The sequence below is a fragment of the Spirochaetales bacterium genome, from assembly GCA_016930085.1.
Lineage (GTDB): Bacteria > Spirochaetota > Spirochaetia > SZUA-6 > JAFGRV01 > JAFGHO01.
Map to the genome: position 1 here is coordinate 1 of JAFGHO010000088.1, position 21,082 is coordinate 21,082.

A 21,082-nucleotide genomic window follows, 5' to 3' on the forward strand; every position below is an offset into this window, starting at 1 on the left:
GTTGCGGGTACGCAAAGAGTTGCGGGTACGCTCGTATCTCCGCTGTTGGGAAAAGCGATCGATTATTCTGATTTCGACAGTCGTCGGTATGAACACCTCCCAAAAGAAATGCAAGGCTATGCGAAAGCGCTTTCCTGGTGCAGGGCACTTTCCTTTGATCTGAGTGATCCCTTTCAGACACAGACGGCGCTGCTTTTTACCATGCTTCTCTCACAAGATAATACCGTATACACTGATTATTCCTTCTTCGGCAGTGCGATCACCTTTCTGAAAGGGGCGTCCGCCGGTCCCACGATACTCGAGTTAGCCGGTCTTTGTGAAACCCTCGATCGGAAAAAGATTTTTGAAGGCATCTCACGAGACTATATCGTACATCATGTAATGGAAAAAGCCTCAGAAAGCATTACGCCGGACGCCCATACCGAACTCGTTGATAGGGAACCGGAATCTTCCCCCGATGAAGCTCCGTCCCTTCCCGTCACGCTCTTCGGCAGTCCCCGTTCGATAGCAGAGACGGTCTTCACCCTTTTTTCACCCACGTCTGCTGCGGACGGGAACCATGCAAAGGGTGTTGATCTCGCCGCTTCATTCGGTTCCGGGATTGCGGCCGGTCTCCTTGTCCGTGATACGGAAACCGCTTATACAAACGGAAATAATCTTGAGAAATTAACCCGATATATAAACAGCCGGAGTGCCGGCAGCTGGTTCCGGAATTACGGGGACGCACTCCTTTTTTCTTCAAGCAGTCCGTTCATGACCCCGAACCCGGCCGGACTTTTCTGGTTTGACAGCGAGGGGTTCGGGAAAAAAAACCTGCTGACTTTTTGCGGCTCACTCGCTGCGTCGGTAAAACCGGTCTCCCTATCGGTGACGGAAGAAAACGAGTATATCTCAAACGACTATTCCCCCATGAGTTATGAATACAGAAGAGATCCCCTCCCTGTCCCCCGCGGATATATAGAACCTCACGAAGGATTTTTTTACAATCTGCTTCTTTTTTATAACACCCTTATCACGCATCCGGCGGGACGGCTCCTCTCCGCTACGGGTATGGCGGAATCGCTCGCCGGTTTTTTTCAGGAAGTCGAATGGATATATGTTATGGTGAAAAATGAAAAATCGGGAAAACCGATCGATCAGTACGATTATAATCACATTTTTGAAATACCTGAAATATTTGCCCGCTGCTGTTTCCCGGATAATTTTTTCCTTGACGCTGCCTCCGTATCGGGGGGGTGCCGCGTGTATGATATGACGGGATTATCGCCGCTCTTTTATTCGCCGGACGGCGGCTATGTTCTTGCCGTCAGTCCCGGTCTGCCGCAGCGGCTTCTTGTCACCGTCTATGATCCCGACGGGGGGAGACGTATCTGTATCGGATTTACCTATTCGTACTACGAATTGTGGGCCGGTCGCAACACACTCCCGTCAGAAAAGCAGTGGAAATCACTCATCCGTTCAGGCACCATGGAGAAAAACCGTCTAACGCAAAAAACCGAACCGGAATGGGCCAAACCGGATTAATAATATGTATCTTTTTGAAATGGTAATCCTTGTCTTTCTTTATCTCGATGAATATAATCAAAACAATCATGAAATAAAAATTAGTAATAGAAAAATATGATAATATATGTAACTTTAATGGTTTTCGGTTGTTAGGGGGTTATATATTTTCATGCTCCCAAAACAAAAGGAGGAAACCATATGGGTAATCGTAAAAAGAAAATGATTAATGCGGCAAAAATAAAATCCGGAAGGGAGAAACGATTCATTATAATCGGTAGTATTTCACTTTTCGTGATTTTATTGGTTTGGGGATTCGCTAATGCGGGCAGGTTCTTTTCTCAATCATCCGTGGAGGGCCGGTCGACAGAACAAACGGAATTATCTCCTCGAGATATCCGGCGTCAACCGGGAAATGATACTGCGTCGGGCGTTTCGAATACATCGGGAAGCGGCGGTACGGAGGAGGATGTCGTACGAATTAAAATTTCCGATCTCTTGACAAAATTCACCTATTTTACCTATAATTCCGATGATGCAGTCAAGGTAAAATTCTTCGGTGTGTTGGACGGCGAAGGGCAACCCCATGTGGCTTTCGATGCGTGTGATGTCTGCTACAGGGCAAAACGGGGATATTCGCAGCAGGGCGATCGGGCGGTTTGCAGGAATTGCGGAAACAGGTATCCGATAAAGGCGATAGGGACGGAGAATATCTATGGGGGGTGCTGGCCGAGTTTCCTGCCTGTCGAACAACGTGAATCAGAATTGATCGTACTCACCGCCGATCTCGATGAAAAAAGCTATATGTTCTAGCGGAGGATGCAATGTCGTTTATACGGTTGACATCGGTCTCAAAATACTATTTTGGCGGTGATGAGAAGGTCAGGGCGCTCGACGATGTGAGTATCTCAATCGAAAAAGGTGATTTTGTCGCCGTATGCGGTCCTTCCGGTTGTGGTAAAACGACCTTTCTTTATACACTCGGTGTATTGAGTACGCCGAGTATAGGCAGTGTCACTATCGACAATGTCGATGTATACGGTCTTTCGACGGAAAAAAGGGCGGATTTCAGGTCGTCATATATCGGATTTATTTTTCAGGCGTTCCAGTTAATACCCTATCTGAGTGCACTGGAAAATGTAATGCTGCCCCTCTCGATTACAAGAAAAAGAAATAAAGAGCAGATGGAACTGGCCTCCAATATGTTGCGCCGCGTCGGTCTGCAAAAGAAGATGAACAATATCCCGGCGGAGCTTTCCGGCGGAGAAATTCAAAGGGTGGCAATCGCCCGCGCACTCGTGAACAATCCTTCCATTCTTCTCGCGGACGAGCTGACGGGGAATCTGGATTCCAAAAACAGTGAAGAGGTAATGCGGCTTCTACAGTATCTCAATGAAACGGGTAACACGATTGTCATGGTTACTCATGAATCGGGTATCGCGGCATATGCGTCGAAGAGGGTGTTCCTTAACGATGGAGAGATCAAGGAAACGGCAGGGATTTTGAAATGAAATTGTATGATATAGCTTTTAACAATCTGAGGCGGCGTAAATCAAAGACGGTATTCCTCGTTATCGGAATGATGATCGGGATAGCGACTATTGTAATGATTTATACCATTACGGAAGCATCACAGGCCGATATCGAGAAAAAAATCGACGAGTTTGGCGCCAATATCATGATTACACCGAAGTCCAATACATTGTCCATGTCGTACGGTGGAATCGCCATTCCCGGCGCCAGGTATGATGTTCGGGAAATTCATGAAAAAGAGATAGAGGATATATGGAAAATTAAAAACAGGGAAAACCTTTCGATTGTGTCTCCAAAAATCCTTGGGGCCGCCGATTTCAGGGGAGAAATTATTCCGCTGGTCGGCGCGGATCTTGTGACCGAAATCCGGCTTAAAAAATGGTGGTCATTCACACCAGGGACCACTATTGAACTGGAACGAACAAGGGAACCGAGTCCGATCGATCCCCACAGGACCATAGTGAAAACCGGAATCAGGGGGTTGAAAGACGATGATGTGATTATCGGGCACAATATCGCTTTACAATTCAAGATAAAGGCGGGTGATTCCTTTGACATTTCCCGGGATGGAAAGCGGAAAACATTGTCCGTAAAGGGAGTTATCATGGAAACGGGTTCGCAGGACGATTCGATCATCTTTATGAATCTTGCCGCCGCCCAGGATTTTCTCGGGAAGAAGGGAAAAATCTCGATTGTCGAAGTGGCGGCATTATGCGCGGGTTGTCCCGTAGAAGAACTCGCCGATCAGATAAACGGGGTTCTTCAGAACGGCAGGGCTACCCCGATCAAGCAGGTCGTGGAACAGCGTATGCATGCCCTCCGGCGGCTTTCATTGTTCGGCTTTATCCTCGGTATCGTTATCCTCCTGGTCGGTGTTCTCGTTGTCTTTATCACAATGTCCGCTTCGGTTAACGAACGTAAAAGGGACATCGGGATTTTTCGTGCCCTTGGTTTCAGGAAATCGCATATCATAAGGATTATATTAATCGAAGCGGTGATCCTTGGGTTTATCGCCGGAGTGCTGGGAAGCCTCTTTGGCTTTTCTATCAGCCATTTCGTTAACCGGTTGATCATTCAGGGAGAAATCCGTTTCAATGGATTGTTGCTGGCGGGCTCTGCGATACTTGCCGCGGCTATCGGAACGGGTGCGTCTGTCATTCCCGCGATAAGGGGGTCCCGTATCGATCCGGCGATCGCACTGAGGGAATTATAACCGGTACGCCGGTCGCGCGGACCTTCTTTTTCTCTCGGCGACGCCTTTTTCATTCCGCGAGCGTGTTGCATTTCTCGGCCAACTACCGCCTGTCTGGCGAACGCTTCGATATACGGACCTCAAGTCTTTTATATCCGCCTTACAGGAAAATGACAGGAAAATGATAGAAAAATGCTTCTGGATTGTGTTTGTAATACACTTAATCCCGAATAGTCGATCTGACCTAAGGCAATACGTCCCTGCAGTGAACCGTTTATCATCCGGCGGTGACGGGCTTTTATTTCTATACGGCCTTATGGAATTTAGCCCGAATAATCATTAATAAAGGTGATATTTTTTTTTATTGTATATTTCCTTGCTTGACCATGTACATGCTTTGATTTAAAATCGGGTAATCTAACAAAGTAAAGGAGATGCGTTTATGAAAAAAGTCTTTACGTTATTTCTGTTCGGCTTGCTCACCTTGATTTTTCTACTCCCCTTCGGGTGCGAACGCCAGGATACCGGCAAGATCAAAATAGGGCTTTCATTTGCCAGTTTTGATATTGAACGATGGCCGCGCGAGAGAGATAAGATAAAGGAACTGGCGGAAGCCAAGGGCGCCGAAGTCATCTGGGCGTCTGCGGAAAAGGATGCGAAGCGGCAGAATGACCAGATTGAAAACATGGTAACACAGGGAGCCGATGTCATCATTATTGTGGCGTACGACGGTGCGAGCTGCGTGACCGCCGTTGACCAGGCCGCGAAGGACGGGGTCCCCTGTATCGCCTATGACCGTCTCATCCCAACGAATAAGCTTGCCGCTTATATCACTTTTGACAATGTCGAAGTCGGGCGGCAACAGGCCCTTGGTGTGCTGAGCGTCGTCGATAAAGGCAAATTCGTCCTTCTGGGCGGAAGTCCCACGGACAATAACGCGACGCTTGTGCGTATGGGACATATGGACGTCTTAAAGCCGTACATCGACAAGGGTGACATCGAAATCGTCGCCGACCAGTGGGTCGAGGGATGGAGCCAGGAGAAAGCCGTCGGTATTATCGAAAACATTCTCACCAAACAGAAGAACGATATCGATGCGATCGTTTCCTCGAACGACGGAACGGCGTTAGGCGCGATCCAGGCTCTTGAAAGTCAGGGACTCGCGGGCAAGGTGCCTCTTTCGGGACAGGATGCGACCGGACCGGCATGCAAGGCGATCGTCGAAGGAAAACTCACGGTCACCGTCTTCAAGGACATCAATCTCCTGAGTCCCATGGCGGTCGATATCGCCTTGAAGCTTGCCAAAAAGGAAAAACCGGATCTTGAAGGCCGCTCCTTACAGGAACTCACCGGAAACGACAGCTTGACCGGCAACGTGCCCTGTAAATTCCTTGAGGTCGTTCAGGTGACAAAAGACAACCTCTATGATGTGGTAATCAAAAGCGGTTTCCAGAAATGGGAAGAAGTATACAAGGATATACCGGAAGACGAAAGACCTCCGAAACCATAATTATTTTTTATCTTCCGGAATTTGCCGCCTGCTTTCCTGTTCCAAAGGAAAGCAGGCGGATTTAATTTTCAATCGATGGATATGCAAAAGGATAATCGATAAAAAGGAACGACAGGGTGGATAATGATTTTATTTTAGAGTTCGATTCCGTGACCAAGGATTTTCCCGGAATACGGGCTCTTTCAGAAGTCACCTTCAAAGTCAGGCGGGGAGAAATACACGGTATATGCGGTGAAAACGGCGCGGGAAAATCGACCCTCATGAAGATTATCACCGGTGTCTATCCGTATCTTTCATACGAGGGTCACGTTTTTTTTAATGGAGAAGAGCTCAAGTTTACCGGTTCTTCCATACGCAAGGCGATTGAAAAAGGAATCGCGATCGTGTATCAGGAACTGGCGCTTATTCCCCAGATGACGGTCGGTGAAAATATTTTTCTGGGCCGGGAACCGGTAACGGGCGGCGTCATCAATTGGCACGACCTGTATTCCAGAACCCTCTCATTAATGGACCGATACGGTCTTTCTCTGCCGTTGTTTCTGCCCGTCGGCGTTCTCGGGGTCGGGCAGCAGCAGCTTGTAGAGATTGTCAAGGCCCTCTCCGAAAACGCGAAGCTTCTTATACTCGATGAGCCGACTTCCGCGCTGACCGAAAACGAAATCGAATCGCTTTTGAGTATTCTGAAGACCCTGAAAAAAAACGGGGTCACCTGTATCTATATTTCGCATAAAATCGAGGAGTTTTTCGCGATCGCGGACACAATTACCGTGCTGCGGGACGGAAAAACCATTGATACGGTAAAGATTACCGATACATCAATGCCCCGTATTATAACAATGATGGTGGGAAGAGAGTTAAAAGAACGTTTTCCCAAGCAGGTCCATAAAAAAGAAGAGGTCGTATTCGAGGTTGACGGCCTTACCGCATTCGATCCCAACAAACCGGACAGGCCTGTTATACAGGATGTAAGCTTTTCGCTTCACAGGGGTGAAATCCTTGGGATCGCGGGACTTATGGGTTCCGGGAGGACCGAATTGGTCATGACCCTGTTCGGGGAGTATGGGATCAATATATCCGGCAGTCTTTTACTCGAAGGCAGACCGTATAAAATCCGTTCGGCAAGGTATTCGATGAACAATGGAATAAGTTTTGTTCCGGAGAACAGAAAAGAACAGGGACTTGTTTTAAATCAATCGATCCTCGAAAATCTTTCGCTTCCAAATATATCCGCTTTTTCCACCGTTTTTTCGATAAACAAGCACGAAGAAATCACCGCCTGTCAGGCTATCAGCAGAAAATTGTCGATCAAATACAACTCCATCACCGCGGAAGTGGCGTCACTCAGCGGAGGTAATCAGCAGAAAGTGGTCATCGCAAAATGGCTTATTTCAGATCCCCTTATCCTTATTCTCGATGAACCGACCAGGGGAATCGATGTGGGGGCGAAATATGAAATCTATAAACTTATGAACAGCCTGGCCGCCTCGGGAGTCGCGATTATTATGGTTTCATCGGAATTACCTGAAATCCTGGCATTGAGCGATACGATCATTGTCATGCATAACGGCCGCTCGACAGGAATTCTTGCCCGTGAGGAGGCGACCCAGGAAAAAATCATGCGTCTGGCGGCGGGCTGTGAAAACTCAGTGGATGAGGATTGTCTATGACAGGTGTCGTTGCCTGTTTCATTACATTAAATATAATTCAAAGAGGTGTGATTTGTCAGACAATATAAACTCCGATAATCGATTTTCAACAAAACCCATTACAATACTCGAACGGATAAAAAGCGGCATTAAAAGAATTTTTTTACGGGTCGTCGATTTTGTGTGGAAGCAGCTCAAGCGGAACCTGAAAACATATACGATGATTTTTGCCCTTCTTTTTCTATGGATACTCTTTGGCGTGCTTTCCGGCGGGACCTTCGTTTCTCCCAGGAATATTTCAAATCTGTTCCGGCAGATGACGATCATTTCATTCCTTGCCATCGGTATGGTATTGATCATTGTCACCGGAAATATCGATCTCTCCGTCGGTTCGGCAACCGGTTTTATCGCGACGGTTGTCGCTTATTTTCAGGTATATATTTTCCACCAGATGATCGCTCCTTTCTTCACCATGCTTTTCCCCGCCATTCCGCTTGCCGTGCTGGGTGTTCTTTCGACTGTCTTTGCGCTCGTTATCTCCCTTATCACCGGTTCCCTTATCGGTTTGTGGAACGGGGTCATCGTCGCGTATTTGAAGGTGCCCGCGTTTATTGTCACCCTCGGGGGACTTCTTATTTTTCGGGGACTCATGATCGCCGTGACGGGCGGTAAATCGATTTCGCCCCTTGAAAAATCTCTCGGCGATATCTATAACGGCTATCTTCCGAAGGAGATCGGTCTTGTGCTGGCCTTTTTCGTCATCTGCTTTATTGCCTTTGCCATCCTCCGGCAGCGAAACAAACGGAAAAAATACGGCCTCGATGCCGGGCCTCTCGTCTCCGATATCGCGAAAATATGTTTTTTTTCCGGTTTGGTCGCCGCTTACGTCCTGTTCATCAATTCATATTACGGTGTGCAGGTACCGGTGCTTGTTATGGCGATTGTCGCCTTTCTCTTTGCCTATCTATCGGGAAACACCCGGCTCGGCCGCTATGCGTACGCAATCGGGGGAAACATGGAAGCGGCCCGGCTTTCAGGGATAAACATCAAAACAAATATCATGAAGGTATTCATCCTGATGGGGGCTCTTATCGGTGTCGCGGGTGTCGTCCTTGCAGCCCGTGTGGGCACGGGTGCGCCCGGCGGCGGTGAAACATACGAGCTTTATGCGATCGCCGCCTGTGTTATCGGCGGGACTAGTCTCATGGGCGGTGAAGGAACGATACTCGGGGCCCTGATCGGTTCCCTGGTAATGGCGAGCCTTGATAACGGTATGGTGCTACTCAACATTCCTTCCTTTGCCCAGTACGTTATCAAAGGCCTTGTTCTTGTGTTTGCCGTCTGGGTCGATGTTGCCACAAGAAAAACAAGAGAATAAATGGATTCGCATTAAAGCAGCCGGTATGCTATTCGCGCCCCCGAAGCGTTCAGTACGTCGTCGAGGAATCCTTTTCTGTTTTCTTCCGGGATGAGGATACGGAAAACAGCCCGTTCCGAGAAGTTTTTTTCCTTTATTATTGCATGATTGTAATCCATGATCGTCTTGAGCCGGTCGACGTACTCGTATGGTGAAGAAAGTTCAATACCGATAAGTTTGTGTTTCGTTTTTACCGATAATGCCGCCAGTGTCGCTTTTGCCGTATCGGTATACGCCCTGACAAGCCCCCCCGTTCCGAGTTTTGTACCTCCGAAAAACCTGACAACGGCCAGCGTGATGTCCCCGATCGCGCTTCCTTTAAGCACTTCAAGAACGGGGCGTCCCGCCGTGCCCGACGGTTCTCCGGCGTCACTCATACCGTGAACCAAAGACGCCCCGAACCCGATGCAATAGGCGTAGACGACATGGGTGGCACCGGGGTACCGTTCCTTGATCCGGTTGATATATGCTTTTGCATCGCCGGTTGTTTCCGTTTTTCCTGCATGACCGATAAAGCGGGAATTCTTTATTGTCAGTGAAGCATCGGCTTCACCGTCGGGAACGGGATATCCTGTTTTCATCCTGTGAACAAGTATAAATGAATCGGGCTTATTGTCAAGGAAACGCCCATGATGAATTGAATTATACCGTTTTTTACCTACGCCGGAATGCCGAATAAAAAAGGATGAATACATGGTTCTCCCCCTTGCCTTTTTTTCCTTTTTTTACTAATAATTGCACATCGATCATTTGCATTACCCTTTAGGTATGATTCCCCGAAATCAAATTATATATGACAGGAGAGTGGTATGGATAATGTGACGATTTCAAAAAAGGATTTTCTTGATTTTGTTGAGAAAAAGATTCAGGAAGGAGATTCCAAAGTCATCGGAGTTGTCGGCAAGGGATCTTCGTATGTTTTCGACAGACTCGAATCGTCAAGCCGGCTTTGCCTTGATTATGACGTCACGATTCTACCGCCAAAAAAGTATTTTCAGCCCCCGCGGGAAGTGCTTCTCCGCTTTATTACCAAAAAGGCCGATTCGTATATTACGGAGAATGCAAACGAACCGCTTACCATCATCGGCATCCATTATTATGACCTTGCCGCCATATCACTTATGGACAGGGCCTTTTCGGAAGGAAACCGGGACGAGAACTACCTAAAAAAACGCGAAAATTCACTGCTTATCGGTATGTATCCGACACAGGCATTCAAATACAGATTTGCCGGCTCTGTCGTAAAGGGTGTGCAGCCGTACAAGGCGGCGGACCTTATGCTTGCCGATATGGGAGACGGCAATTATACGGTCGAGATTGTGACTGAGAAGGGAAGGGCCTACCTTTCTTCCGCCGTTCAGAAACCTTTCACCTATTCACTCGAAGAACTCGAAAATGCGAAAAAAAGAATCAAGGACGATCAAAAAATTCCGGTCCCGATCGAGATGTCACCGGATTTTCTCGTAAAAAACCACGGTCATCCCGTCTGGGAGGTGTTCGGAGAAAAATGTTATTCATGCGGCTCATGTGTGCTTGTGTGTCCCACCTGTTATTGTTTTGATGTTCTGGATGAAGTCGATCTGGATCTGAAAAACGGAAAACGGATCAGGGTATGGGACGGCTGTATGCTCGAGAATTTCGCGACATGCGCCGGCGGGCATAATTTCAGAAAGACAAAAGCCGCCCGGTTCCGGCACAGAATATTCCGGAAGGGAGTCAATCTGCCCCTGAAGTACAATTACTATGGATGTGTGGGATGCGGGCGGTGTGCACATGCGTGTACGTCGTCGATTGCGGGACCCGTCAAAGTACTCACCTATATTCAGGATAATCAATAGGAGGATGTCATGGCCATAAACACAGGCGTGAATGAAACCGGTTCGTCATCGCTTTTTCTTCCGGAGGTGGCGACCCTTATCGACAAGCGCGAGATGACCGATGTCGATTCGTTTTTCACCTTTAAACTGAAAAACAGGCCGCTCGGCCACCGTTACGGGCAGTTTGTCGAATTGTCCATTCCAGGAATCGGCGAGGCACCGTTTTCTATTTCTTCTCCGCCGACGGATGACCATACATTTGAAATGGTGATCCGGAAAGTCGGACAGGTGACGGCGGCAATCCATTCGCTTTCGCCGGGCGATGTTGTCGGTATCCGGGGACCTTTCGGTACGAGTTTCCCGATGGAAGATCTCAAAGGCAGCAGCCTTCTCTTTGTCACCGGTGGTATCGGGCTTGTACCCGCCCGTTCGGCGATTCTCTATGCACTGAACAACAGGGGCGCTTACAAGGACATTACCATTCTCTTCGGATGCCGCGACCCGGGCCAGCGGCTTTTTACGGATGAACTCGCCGCATGGAGCACGAGAGAGGATATCACCTTCATGGAAACGGTCGACAAATGCGAGGATGGAACCTGGGACGGTCATGTCGGGGTCATAACGACCCTTTTCCCGAACTTGAAGGCGATCGATCCCACCGATACCTACGCGATCATTGTTGGTCCTCCCGTGATGTACAAGTTTGTTATAATGTCGCTTCATGATATGGAGATTTCAGACAAACGGATTATCGTCTCACTCGAACGGAACATGAAATGCGGCGTCGGCAAATGCGGCCACTGCCAGATCAACAATCTCTATGTATGTCAGGACGGGCCCGTCTTTTATTATGACGATATAAAGCTGTTAAAGGAGGCAATATAGTGAAGAATAAACCTCGCGTGGCATTTTTCGATTTTGCCTGTTGTGAAGGGTGCCAGCTTCAAATAGCAAATCTGGAAGAAGACATTATCGGACTCGTCGAACTTGTCGATGTCGTGGAGTTCAGGGAAGTCATGACGGGCACATCGGATTCGTATGATATCGCGTTTATCGAGGGTTCGATTACGAGAAAACAGGATGAAGAACGCGTACGTGACATTAGAAAACGTTCCAAACTTTTAGTCGCATACGGCCAGTGCGCGGTAACCGGCGGCATCAATCGATTGAAAAACAACCGGGAGAGTCTCGACGTCGTGAAACAGGAAGTTTACGGCAGCGACGCTTCGCTTCCTCATCTCGAAACGGAACCCACCAAAGGCGTTTCGGAGGTTGTCCCCGTCGATCTGGCGATACCCGGGTGTCCCGTCAACAGGGACGAGGTGCTCAGAATCGTGAAGGAACTCTGTCTCGGGAAAATGCCCCGTATCCCGGATTATCCGGTGTGCGTCGAGTGTAAAATCAGGGAAAACGTCTGCCTGTTCGATGAGGGCATGGTTTGTCTCGGCCCGATTGCGCGTGCGGGATGCGGCGCCATATGTCCGTCAAACGGCGTCCCCTGCGATGCCTGCAGGGGATCGGTACCGAATCCCAACAAGAAAGCGATGCATGAAGTGCTTGAAAAATATAATTATACTGTTTCGGAAATCATCCGGAAGATGAATTTATTCGGAGTAGAGCCGGAGGTGAAGGAATGACGAAGAAAACAATGAATGTCAGCGTTCATCATATAACCCGGGTGGAAGGCCACGGGAATATCGTCGTCGATATCGATGAGGGGACGATAAAAACGGTCCAATGGCAGGTCCCGGAAGCCCCCCGATTTTTCGAGGCGATGGTGGTGGGCAGAAATTATACGGAAATCGCCTCGATTACCTCGAGGATCTGCGGTATATGTTCGATCGGACATACCTTCGCCTCACTCAAGGCGACGGAGGCCGCCATGGGGATCCGTATTTCGGAAACCACCCGGATCCTTCGTGAACTGCTTCTTCACGGCGAAACCCTGCAAAGCCATTTGCTTCATATCTGTTATCTCGCGGTTCCCGATTTTGTCAAAGCACCAAGCGTGATCCCGCTTATCAAAACGCACAGGGAAGTCGTGCTTCTTGTCACGAAACTGCATCGGCTTGCCAATGAAATGTGCGATATTATCGGCGGCAGAACCACCCACCCGATACGCGCGCGTATCGGCGCTTTTTCCATGAATCCTTCACAAAAGCAACTCGAGGAATTGAGAAAAAGGCTGACGGAAGCCGTCTCCGACATGAAGGCGCTCGCTGATTTCGTCGTATCGATTTCGGACGCGCTTCCCTCTTTTCGCCGGGAAACCGAATATCTCGCTTTGACCTGTGATTCGGAATATGCCTTTTATGACGGGGAGATTATGACGACGGATATTGAAAAGCCGATCCCCGTCAACGATTACCGTGAAGTCGTGAACGAATTCGTCGTTCCGCAGTCGACGGCGAAATACGGGAAGTTCAACCGAGGTTCTTTTATGGTCGGCGCTCTTGCCCGTTACAACAACAATTACCGGCAGCTTTCGCCCATGGCACTCGAAGTCGGGAAAAAACTCGGACTCGACGGAAAAAACGACAATCCGTTCATGAACACGATCGCGCAACTCGTCGAGTGCGTGTTTGCCGCCGAACGCTCGATAACGCTGGTCAACCGTTTGATCGAAAATCCGCAGGCCCGTGAGAAGCCTGAAATAACGATAAAAGAGGGACAGGGCGTTGGTGCCGTCGAAGTGCCCCGGGGTATACTCTTTCATGATTATACCTACGACAATAAGGGAATACTCAGGAAAGCCAATTGTGTTATTCCGACGAACCTCAATCATAACAATATTCAACTCGATATGGAAAAGGTCGTTCCGGAGTATATGGAACGGGGAAAGGAGGAACTTCAGTTCATCCTTGAAATGCTGGTCCGGGCATATGACCCGTGTATTTCGTGTTCCACCCATTACCTGAACATACGGTTCAAAGAGTGACGGGGAGATGAGAAAAGAGATTGCGGTCATCGGCGTCGGCAATACGCTTTTCGGGGACGAGGGGGTGGGAGTCCACGCTCTTAGTGAACTGAAAAAACTGTATCGCTCGCCGCACGTGGAGTATATCGAGGGCGGTACACTCGGGATCGGTATGCTTCATGTATGCGAAGGAAGAAAAAAGATTATCGTTATCGACGGGGGCATGTGCGGAGAAAAACCGGGCAACTTCAGGCGGTTTGAAAGGCATGAGGTCGAGAGTCTGAAAGAAACGAAAGGGTACTCGCTTCACGTTTTCGATCCTGTTGAACTTCTTGCAATTGCGGATGAATTGGGAATGCTTGAGAATACGGATTGTGCCGTCTACTGTATGGAGATCGAGCGGATGGAAATGTCCGAATCGTTAAGCAGTCCGGTAAAAAAGGGACTTCCACTCCTTGTAAAAGCCGTGTATGATGAACTCAAGTCGGCAGGGGCCGCGATCGTATGACCGTAATGAGCGACGAAATGAAAAATAAAAAAAAGGAGCTCTCCGCACTGAAAAAACCGCTGGCCGTTATGGCGCACGACATAAAGGCGCCCCTTTCCGGTCTCATCAATCTGCTGGATGTCATCGAAAAAGGATATGTGTCGGATATGGAAAAAATCAAGGCGATCGTCAATCGTGCGAGAAAAAAGGCGGTCGATCTCATGCAGATCGTCGACGATATCCTCGACTATACACTCCTCGACCACAAACACAGTATCAAGCTGGAAAAGACGGATATTATTGATGTGATCAAAGATTCCTTCTCCACGCTGAAACCCTTTGCCGATACCAGAAACATTACCATGCGGCTGGAAAAAAACAATCTGTCGAAGTGTTATGTAAACGGTAACAAAACATTCCTTATGCGGGCATTGAACAACCTTATCATGAACGGGATAAAATACAACAGGGACAGCGGTTCACTCGTGATACGCTACGAGAAGCTTGAAAAGAAATCGAGAATCAGAATTTCCGTTTCGGATACGGGGATCGGGATGGATGAAGAGGATATAAGAAAGGTTTTTCAAATTTTCGAGAGGGGAAAACATGCCAGAAAAAACATCGACGGCAGTGTCGGGCTCGGCCTTTCCCTTGTCAAACAGATTGTAAAAAGCCATGGTGGCGGCATTACGGTAAAAAGTAAATTGAATGTCGGAACAAAAGTATCGATAGAATTACCATTATATGGAGGGACCCATGAAGAAAACAATACTCGTCGTCGATGACGATGTGGATGTTATCGAGAGTAGAAAAATCATACTTGAACATAACAATTACAATGTTCTGACTGCAACAACAATCGATGTTGCGTGGGAACTCATCAATGAGAACGCGGTGGATCTCATTCTTCTCGACGTCATGATGAACAAGGACACCGATGGTTTTTTCTTTGCCCAGAAACTCAAAGCGGATTCGTCTTTCAAGGATATACCGATTATATTGATTACAGCGGTAAATCAGCGCACGAAATTCAGGTTCGATATCGAAGAGGACGAAGATTATCTGCCTGTCGATAAATTTCTCGAAAAACCGGTCGATCCGGACGACCTGATCATGACGATACGGGGACTTTTCAAATAGGGGTACCTCTGTAAACTATCTTTTAATGCTGTGTCTGTTGTGCCATGTCGTCAATAGAAATTAGATAAAAAGCACAGCGGTTATTATAATTCTTTATAAAATAAAAAAGATAGTTTTCCCTTTATGTGTCCTTGAGGGCTTAAGGAAATATTTTGCGGTTCCAAAAACCTGCAAGACAGGTTTTTGGAAGTGCCCATAACAGGGTATTCTCGAAAGCGATACCGTCGTGGGGGGCTTAAAGAGGGCTTCACGTCTTTCGATAAGGCAAAGCGTATAAAATGGGAAAAACGATAATCAGCGTATCCATTACCGTTGTATGTTTTCTCTGTCTGGCGGAATCCGGTTATACCGGAGAAGGGCTTGATTTTGAAAAGATCGAAAGGCTCCCTGCGGGTATTACCGGTTGCGTCGTTTCAAATGAAGAAGGAGACGTTGTCGGAAAAGCGGAATATGACGGCGGGGGGCGGCTTGTTCGGGCGGTGGAATACGGTGTAAGTGAAAGGAACCTCGTCAGCGGGGTGGAGAATACCTATGATGAAAAGGGCCGGCTGATTGAAAAGGTCTATCTCGAAAACGATATTCCTGTACAACGATCGACCTACGAATATAAAGGCGATTCAGTTGCCGAATCGAAGACCTATTCGTGCAATAATAACGTTTATATCCTGATCGTTTCTTCGACATACCGGTATGACCGGAACAAACGGTTCGTCGAACAGCGAATCATCGATACGGACGGCTGCCTCACCGGCGTGTTTACCATAAACCGCAGCGAGGACGGCAAGCTGCAGACGGAAAAAAATTTCGACGGTGAGGAAAATCTTATTGCCGAGTACATATGTCGCTACGATAATTACGGTCATGTCGTCGCGTATGAAGAGAAAGACTACGAATACGGCTATTCGATTTCCGTCTTATTCGAGTACCGCTACGACGAGACGGGAAAAATCGTGAGGGAGATTCAATACGACAGTGACGGCGACGAAACTCCGATATATGTGTTTTATTATGCATATACGTATGCTAATGGCGATACAATAGACTAAAAATGAACGCACCCCAGTTAATTCCCGTGAAAAGACACATGAGGAGGAGCCCCGTCACATGACATGAAGCGACGCCGGCTGTTTCGTATGCGTCACCCTGTTCCGCGATGCGAGACGAGACGGCGGAAAGCACTGCGTCGATGCGCCTGAAGACGTTTTTTTCATCGCATCGGGCGTTTTCCTCCTGAAGATATTCGAAATAACAAAAGGTTTTTCCGAGCACCCCGCCCGCTTTCCCGGGAAGCCGCAAGCCGGGGCTTATGGTATATCTGGAGAGATAAATAAGGCCGATAAATGTCGTTGCCCTGTGCAATCCCATGCGAAGCGCCCCGAGGGTCACCGGGAGCGTGAACACTCTGGCGATCACTTCTCCATGGGGGGATAAAAGATTCATAATCAGGATACCGGCCAGAAGAAAAAGGGAAGAAAGCATGTTGATCTTTCTCCCCGAAGCCTTTGCCATGAGAACGAAACCGGCCGTCTGGAAGCAGCGGATTGCGACATCGGTCTGGAGGAGAAACACCGGGAGAACAAGCAGGCCGCAGATCGCCTGATACACGGGGGGGGCCGTGAAAAGACCGGGTCGCGGGGGAGAAGGCGATTTCATCCCGCCTCCGTCCCTTTATGATCGCATTTTCTCTGAAGCCCCGCGATCCATGTCGACTGTCTTGCGAATGCTTCCGTAAAAAGACCGATAAGAAGTCCGGAGGCGACAGCGAACGCCAGAAAGGGGGGGGCAATCAGCCGCACCGCATCGCCGAACGGATAAACACCGGCCAAAAGAAGCTGGGTCACGGAACTCGCGAGCGCTCCGGCGACACTCACGCCGATAAACGAGATGAAATGTCTGCCGAACCTGTAGAATAACAGCATGACGAGTCCGCTCGAGAACGTACCGCCCGCGGAAAAGAGGGCGACATAGGAAAACAGATTGCCCGAGACCAGGGTCTGAATGCCGGTTTTCATGCAGAGAAGCAACAGGTAGGGAAGGGGGGGCAGCAGCAGCAGCGCGAGGAGAACCGGCAGGTTCGCGAGACCTATTTTCAAAAAGGGGAACGGCTTTGGAATCAGGTATTCGAGCGTGGTCAGAAAAAGACAGCAGGCCGAAAGAAGGGCGACCATATCAGTATGAGACCGAATCGATTTCCGGACGTTCATGGTTGACTCCTGTTATTCGGATGAGGATCGCGTTCGGAAGGCAGGCAATCCATTCCCCGGCCTGTGAAATCGGCCCTTTTTTCATGCATATTTTCATGGGACAGGGAGAGGAGAGAACACGTACCGCCCCGTTTTCTATCAGCACCCTTGTCGTTCCCATGGGGCCCTCGATATCGACGACCTCGTTGTTTTGGAGGCCGTATATATATTCCCTGTCAAAGGTGCGGATCACGACATTACCGGGCCCGGAAGGGGTTCGATAAACGGAAACGGCATACCAAACTATCCCGCATGAAGCGGCAACGATGATGAGTATGTCAAGCGGTTTCGCTTTCATGAAATGCCTTCGATCCCCAATATAAGTCAAACACATTTCATGGTCAAGAGGGCGTGGTTCCGGCCGGGCTAAAAAGAAATTCTATATAGTAAGAAGAAGTAATTTTTATAAAACAGTCTTGATTAAGTGATGTTGCGAATGCAATCGAGAAATAAAGCATGTTACTAATGTCGCTTGCACTTGTGTATAATTTAGCGTCTTATCTTTTATAAGGAAAGAATGTTAATACTTAAAAGGCTTCAAATACAAAATTGGAAGAACTTTCCGGAAGCACAAATCGAACTAAAAACCGCATGTTTATTGTCGGGCCTAATGCATCAGGTAAGTCGAATCTTCTTGATATTTTCAGGTTTCTTCGTGATATTACAAAAGCCGGAGGAGGGCTTCAATTTGCCGTCAATGAACGGGGTGGAGTCCCGCGGATACGATGTCTTCATGCAAAACGAGAGACAAATGTCAGCCTCTGTGTAACGGTTCTGGATGACGATGAAGACGTTGAATGGGAATGTACATTGACTTTTTATTAGAACATATTACGGCGGTAAAGGTAAAGGCTATATCAAAAAGAACATTAAATCTTTTTTTCAGAATGCATCTCAATACAATTCCGTCCTGGTCATCATCGACCTTGATTCGTGCGAATGTGCGCCTTTATTGCAAAAATAACTTAATATTTTAAAAAGTAACGAGCATTTTATTTGACGTATTATCATACGTGAGGTTGAAAGCTGGATAATGGCCGACAGGCATTCATTTGCCAAGTTTTTTAAATTGCCTTTGGATAAAATACCTTTTAATCCGAAGCAACTTGATCATCCAAAAGAATACCTGATAAACATTATGAAAAAATCCCGTCAAAAAACATTCAGAAGATATATTGTTCCCGAAAAAGATTCACGTGCTATTGTAGGTAAATCTTATAATTCACCGCTCTTTGAATTTATAAATACTTCACGGGAATACAGAAAGGCATACACAGCATCAGACATCCTTAGAAGATTTATACATGTCATGGAAGACTATTGCAATAAAAGACTCTCGAATAAATAATGTGTTTTTTTTAAACCTCAAAAATCCAGCGTATGCATCATTCCAACACCGGGATTCTTGTTGACGAATTCGAGCACGTCTTCCTTCTTTAATGTAAGGAGGGATATGGAATCCTCGTGCCGGAAAGTATATTCCGCCGGCTCACTGCGGTGGATTTTATGCATGGCGCCGATAAAATTGCTTCGCTTGAGGGTCGATATGTATTTCCCTTTCTGGGTGACGATGACCTCTCCCTTGTTGATAATGTAGATGTTTTCGATCGGTTTGCCTTCTTCAATCAGCACGCCGGCGCCCTCGTACTCGATCAGGACAAGTATGGATTCGAGCCATGTCTTCTGGTATGAACTCAGCCGGTTGAAAAGCGGACATGAGGCAAGGACATTCCAGATGACGTTTTCCCTGTTTTTGATAAGGCGCTGCAGGGTCAGCTCGAACTCGGTTCCGCTGATGAAGCTCAGGAATTTGTTTTTTTCTATCGTATAGGCGGTAACGTCCGTTTCCGCGATAACGTCAGCGGCGCGCGGTTTCTCCGTCATCAACGCGATCTCGCCAAAGTATTCGTATGTACTCGCGACCTTGTTCGTGACGAGTTCATCCGAGTTTATAGCGACATTGCCGGAGGAAATGATGTAAAATTTGTCCCCTTTTGTTCCCTGTTGTATGATCGTCTGTCCTTTATCGAAGTGTTCTTCCCGGATAATGCTCACGAACTCCTGTACTTTTTCAACCGGCAGACTGTCGAAGAAATCGAGGTGTTTGAGCAGCCCGAGTATCTGGTACATCTTTTCATACCGTGGGGCTTCCGTTTCAAAATAGAGGGTGTTTTCGATACCAAAGGTGGCGAGGGTAAGATCGGTTTGCGGGGGGAAGTCTTTCTTTGCAATATGATAGACAACGATCTTTTTCTGTATATCTTCCGTGAGTGAATTGAGATAGGCGATAGGAGTATGCAGGGGGGGTATCCCCGATTCATGGTAGATGACCTTGCTTTCCCACGGAAAACCCCGAAGCTGCGCATAGCGGTCCTCGTGGAGAACACCGAGATCGTACAGCTTTTTTTGCACGTCGGGGTCGCCCTGATGGTCGGACGAATAAACAAAGGTCTGATCCTGGAATTTAAGAGTAAAGCCCACGGTGGGAATCGAATGCAGCGTGTAAAAGAAATTGAACTCACCGCCGTGAATGAATACCGGCTGGCCGAGATATATCGGATGATATCTGAAAAGCCTGCTCAAATAGGAAATCGGTTCATCGGAGAGGGCCGCGTATTTTCTCAGGAAGCTGTTGATGACCGTACGGGTCGCATACACGGTGATCTTGCCCTCTTCGAGTATCTTCTGAAAGGTCCCCGCGTCATGGTCCGCGTGACAGTGGGTGAGAATAATGCTGTCGATGAGTTTGGGATTGACATTCGAATTCTCGAGCCATTCGGTCGAATTGACGGGCGGGTCGACCATAATCCCGTTGTGATTGAGCCAGATCACGTAGCCCGATGTGTTTTCCGTGGGATCGAAACCGTGACTGGGCCCCAGGCAGGTGACACCGAAGAGCGGGGGATTATATGGTTCGGGAAGACGCTCTCCGATATTGAACTTTGCCTTGTATTCGATCATACCGGGAATATGTGCGATTTTGGTATCATCGAAGAATACGTCGAAATCTTTATTGTCGTCGACCAAAATCGTGATGTTGTCGATGGCGTAACGATTGTTTTTGAAAAATCCCAATCCGACAAGATCCTTGAAGTGGAAATTGCCCCGAAAGTAATTCATTTCCTTTCTCAGGTCCGGGAGTACGATATTCTGACTCGACGGGTTAACGTCCTTTGAAAGACTGACATCCTTGGGACCAAAGACCGCCTCGTGGAGGGTACGTATCAGCCGCGAAATCTGTTCGCGTGTTCCGATAATGAGGGTCTTTTTCTTTTTAATGAAAAAGTTGTAATAGACCGGAAACTCCAGTTCCGCGATACTGATTCCTTTCTGCCGGTGAAAAAGCATGCGGGGAAGGACAAAAATTCTGGGGACGGAATCGGGAAGCGTCATGGTGTCCTTGATCGTCTCCGGCGGAGAACCGAACTGGATATACCCGATAGGGGATTGTACCAGGTATCCCCCCCGGGGCAGTTTTGTGACACGTTCTTTCAATTCGACAAGCGATTCCATTTTCGTTCTGCCGCGTTGATGAGCAGATGACATGCTGTACCCCCTTCGTTATAAGTGTTTATTCTCTTGTGAAGACTATCGGTCGACGATCACATGACATATAGTATAGTTTTCGTATAATAACCGCTTCCTCCTCACGAATCTTTCCTTTTGGATTATAATTT

General features: G+C 47.9%; 22 protein-coding genes. 17 read left to right on the top strand and 5 right to left on the bottom strand.

What is annotated here, in order from left to right:
• The 7 genes from JW881_15085 to JW881_15115 form a co-directional block, all read left to right on the top strand.
• On the top strand, positions 1 to 1,524 hold a 1,524-nt coding region (locus JW881_15085), incomplete at its 5' end, for a DUF3160 domain-containing protein (protein MBN1698839.1).
• A gap of 180 nt (positions 1,525 to 1,704) precedes the next feature.
• Positions 1,705 to 2,316 carry a DUF2318 domain-containing protein gene (locus JW881_15090; protein ID MBN1698840.1) on the top strand — a complete coding sequence of 204 codons (612 nt, stop codon included), beginning with the start codon at positions 1,705 to 1,707 and terminating at the stop codon, positions 2,314 to 2,316.
• A gap of 11 nt (positions 2,317 to 2,327) precedes the next feature.
• A complete protein-coding gene (locus JW881_15095; GenBank protein ID MBN1698841.1) occupies positions 2,328 to 3,014 on the top strand; it encodes an ABC transporter ATP-binding protein in 687 nt (228 codons plus the stop codon).
• On the top strand, positions 3,011 to 4,249 hold the full coding sequence (locus tag JW881_15100) for an ABC transporter permease (protein ID MBN1698842.1): 1,239 nt from the start codon (positions 3,011 to 3,013) through the stop codon (positions 4,247 to 4,249). Before JW881_15095 ends, JW881_15100 begins: the two co-directional genes overlap by 4 nt.
• 421 nt (positions 4,250 to 4,670) lie before the next feature.
• Positions 4,671 to 5,738 carry a substrate-binding domain-containing protein gene (locus JW881_15105; GenBank protein MBN1698843.1) on the top strand — a complete coding sequence of 356 codons (1,068 nt, stop codon included), beginning with the start codon at positions 4,671 to 4,673 and terminating at the stop codon, positions 5,736 to 5,738.
• Positions 5,739 to 5,854: 116 nt separating this feature from the next.
• Entirely contained in the window at positions 5,855 to 7,405 is a 1,551-nt protein-coding gene (locus tag JW881_15110) for an ATP-binding cassette domain-containing protein (protein MBN1698844.1), read from the top strand.
• A gap of 199 nt (positions 7,406 to 7,604) precedes the next feature.
• Positions 7,605 to 8,762 (top strand): sugar ABC transporter permease, encoded by a 1,158-nt coding sequence (locus tag JW881_15115; protein MBN1698845.1) that lies wholly within the window; start codon positions 7,605 to 7,607, stop codon positions 8,760 to 8,762.
• 11 nt (positions 8,763 to 8,773) lie between these two features.
• Here JW881_15115 and JW881_15120 read toward each other — a convergent pair whose 3' ends face one another.
• Positions 8,774 to 9,382, bottom strand: a complete 609-nt coding sequence (locus JW881_15120) for a YigZ family protein (protein MBN1698846.1) — start codon at positions 9,380 to 9,382, stop codon at positions 8,774 to 8,776.
• A gap of 228 nt (positions 9,383 to 9,610) precedes the next feature.
• On the opposite strand from JW881_15120, the gene JW881_15125 reads away from it, so the two are divergent.
• The 8 genes from JW881_15125 (at position 9,611) to JW881_15160 (ending at position 16,208) form a co-directional block, all read left to right on the top strand.
• Positions 9,611 to 10,639: a 4Fe-4S dicluster domain-containing protein gene (locus tag JW881_15125; protein MBN1698847.1), complete on the top strand. Its 1,029-nt coding sequence runs from the start codon at positions 9,611 to 9,613 to the stop codon at positions 10,637 to 10,639.
• A gap of 9 nt (positions 10,640 to 10,648) precedes the next feature.
• On the top strand, positions 10,649 to 11,503 hold the full coding sequence (locus tag JW881_15130) for an FAD/NAD(P)-binding protein (protein ID MBN1698848.1): 855 nt from the start codon (positions 10,649 to 10,651) through the stop codon (positions 11,501 to 11,503).
• A complete protein-coding gene (locus tag JW881_15135; protein MBN1698849.1) occupies positions 11,503 to 12,255 on the top strand; it encodes a hypothetical protein in 753 nt (250 codons plus the stop codon). The genes JW881_15130 and JW881_15135 overlap by 1 nt, the downstream gene beginning before the upstream one ends.
• Entirely contained in the window at positions 12,252 to 13,556 is a 1,305-nt protein-coding gene (locus tag JW881_15140) for a Ni/Fe hydrogenase subunit alpha (GenBank protein ID MBN1698850.1), read from the top strand. Before JW881_15135 ends, JW881_15140 begins: the two co-directional genes overlap by 4 nt.
• 7 nt (positions 13,557 to 13,563) lie before the next feature.
• Positions 13,564 to 14,043, top strand: a complete 480-nt coding sequence (locus JW881_15145; protein ID MBN1698851.1) for a hydrogenase maturation protease — start codon at positions 13,564 to 13,566, stop codon at positions 14,041 to 14,043.
• A 17-nt stretch (positions 14,044 to 14,060) separates the two neighbouring features.
• Positions 14,061 to 14,807 carry a HAMP domain-containing histidine kinase gene (locus tag JW881_15150; GenBank protein MBN1698852.1) on the top strand — a complete coding sequence of 249 codons (747 nt, stop codon included), beginning with the start codon at positions 14,061 to 14,063 and terminating at the stop codon, positions 14,805 to 14,807.
• A complete protein-coding gene (locus JW881_15155) occupies positions 14,779 to 15,162 on the top strand; it encodes a response regulator (protein ID MBN1698853.1) in 384 nt (127 codons plus the stop codon). The genes JW881_15150 and JW881_15155 overlap by 29 nt, the downstream gene beginning before the upstream one ends.
• 278 nt (positions 15,163 to 15,440) lie before the next feature.
• Entirely contained in the window at positions 15,441 to 16,208 is a 768-nt protein-coding gene (locus tag JW881_15160; protein ID MBN1698854.1) for a hypothetical protein, read from the top strand.
• Here JW881_15160 and JW881_15165 read toward each other — a convergent pair.
• The 3 genes from JW881_15165 to JW881_15175 are packed head-to-tail and all read right to left on the bottom strand — an operon-like array spanning position 16,186 to position 17,703.
• Positions 16,186 to 16,815 (bottom strand): hypothetical protein, encoded by a 630-nt coding sequence (locus JW881_15165; protein MBN1698855.1) that lies wholly within the window; start codon positions 16,813 to 16,815, stop codon positions 16,186 to 16,188. The two genes, JW881_15160 and JW881_15165, sit on opposite strands and share 23 nt — an antisense overlap.
• Positions 16,812 to 17,366, bottom strand: a complete 555-nt coding sequence (locus JW881_15170) for a Gx transporter family protein (GenBank protein MBN1698856.1) — start codon at positions 17,364 to 17,366, stop codon at positions 16,812 to 16,814. The genes JW881_15165 and JW881_15170 overlap by 4 nt, the downstream gene beginning before the upstream one ends.
• A complete protein-coding gene (locus JW881_15175; protein MBN1698857.1) occupies positions 17,332 to 17,703 on the bottom strand; it encodes a NusG domain II-containing protein in 372 nt (123 codons plus the stop codon). The genes JW881_15170 and JW881_15175 overlap by 35 nt, the downstream gene beginning before the upstream one ends.
• A 251-nt stretch (positions 17,704 to 17,954) precedes the next feature.
• On the opposite strand from JW881_15175, the gene JW881_15180 reads away from it, so the two are divergent.
• Both JW881_15180 and JW881_15185 read left to right on the top strand, forming a co-directional pair.
• The gene (locus JW881_15180) at positions 17,955 to 18,230 is read left to right on the top strand and encodes an ATP-binding protein (protein ID MBN1698858.1); all 276 of its coding nucleotides are present in this window, start codon (positions 17,955 to 17,957) and stop codon (positions 18,228 to 18,230) included.
• Between the two features lie 208 nt (positions 18,231 to 18,438).
• Positions 18,439 to 18,753 carry a hypothetical protein gene (locus JW881_15185; GenBank protein MBN1698859.1) on the top strand — a complete coding sequence of 105 codons (315 nt, stop codon included), beginning with the start codon at positions 18,439 to 18,441 and terminating at the stop codon, positions 18,751 to 18,753.
• Between the two features lie 17 nt (positions 18,754 to 18,770).
• Here the strand turns inward: JW881_15185 and JW881_15190 are convergent, their stop codons facing one another.
• Entirely contained in the window at positions 18,771 to 20,951 is a 2,181-nt protein-coding gene (locus JW881_15190; GenBank protein ID MBN1698860.1) for a cAMP/cGMP-dependent 3',5'-cyclic-AMP/GMP phosphodiesterase, read from the bottom strand.
• Positions 20,952 to 21,082 lie beyond the last annotated feature (131 nt).

Excerpts from the sequence above, each read along its gene's own strand:
- JW881_15090 (MBN1698840.1), top strand. The coding sequence starts at position 1,705 with ATGGGTAATCGTAAAAAGAAAATGATTAATGCGGCAAAAATAAAATCC.
- JW881_15095 (MBN1698841.1), top strand. The coding sequence starts at position 2,328 with ATGTCGTTTATACGGTTGACATCGGTCTCAAAATACTATTTTGGCGGT.
- JW881_15100 (MBN1698842.1), top strand. The coding sequence starts at position 3,011 with ATGAAATTGTATGATATAGCTTTTAACAATCTGAGGCGGCGTAAATCA.
- JW881_15105 (MBN1698843.1), top strand. The coding sequence starts at position 4,671 with ATGAAAAAAGTCTTTACGTTATTTCTGTTCGGCTTGCTCACCTTGATT.
- JW881_15115 (MBN1698845.1), top strand. The coding sequence starts at position 7,605 with ATGATTTTTGCCCTTCTTTTTCTATGGATACTCTTTGGCGTGCTTTCC.
- JW881_15120 (MBN1698846.1), bottom strand. The coding sequence starts at position 9,382 with ATGAAAACAGGATATCCCGTTCCCGACGGTGAAGCCGATGCTTCACTG.
- JW881_15125 (MBN1698847.1), top strand. The coding sequence starts at position 9,611 with ATGGATAATGTGACGATTTCAAAAAAGGATTTTCTTGATTTTGTTGAG.
- JW881_15130 (MBN1698848.1), top strand. The coding sequence starts at position 10,649 with ATGGCCATAAACACAGGCGTGAATGAAACCGGTTCGTCATCGCTTTTT.
- JW881_15140 (MBN1698850.1), top strand. The coding sequence starts at position 12,252 with ATGACGAAGAAAACAATGAATGTCAGCGTTCATCATATAACCCGGGTG.
- JW881_15145 (MBN1698851.1), top strand. The coding sequence starts at position 13,564 with ATGAGAAAAGAGATTGCGGTCATCGGCGTCGGCAATACGCTTTTCGGG.
- JW881_15150 (MBN1698852.1), top strand. The coding sequence starts at position 14,061 with ATGAAAAATAAAAAAAAGGAGCTCTCCGCACTGAAAAAACCGCTGGCC.
- JW881_15155 (MBN1698853.1), top strand. The coding sequence starts at position 14,779 with ATGAAGAAAACAATACTCGTCGTCGATGACGATGTGGATGTTATCGAG.
- JW881_15160 (MBN1698854.1), top strand. The coding sequence starts at position 15,441 with ATGGGAAAAACGATAATCAGCGTATCCATTACCGTTGTATGTTTTCTC.
- JW881_15165 (MBN1698855.1), bottom strand. The coding sequence starts at position 16,815 with ATGAAATCGCCTTCTCCCCCGCGACCCGGTCTTTTCACGGCCCCCCCC.
- JW881_15170 (MBN1698856.1), bottom strand. The coding sequence starts at position 17,366 with ATGAACGTCCGGAAATCGATTCGGTCTCATACTGATATGGTCGCCCTT.
- JW881_15175 (MBN1698857.1), bottom strand. The coding sequence starts at position 17,703 with ATGAAAGCGAAACCGCTTGACATACTCATCATCGTTGCCGCTTCATGC.
- JW881_15185 (MBN1698859.1), top strand. The coding sequence starts at position 18,439 with ATGGCCGACAGGCATTCATTTGCCAAGTTTTTTAAATTGCCTTTGGAT.
- JW881_15190 (MBN1698860.1), bottom strand. The coding sequence starts at position 20,951 with ATGTCATCTGCTCATCAACGCGGCAGAACGAAAATGGAATCGCTTGTC.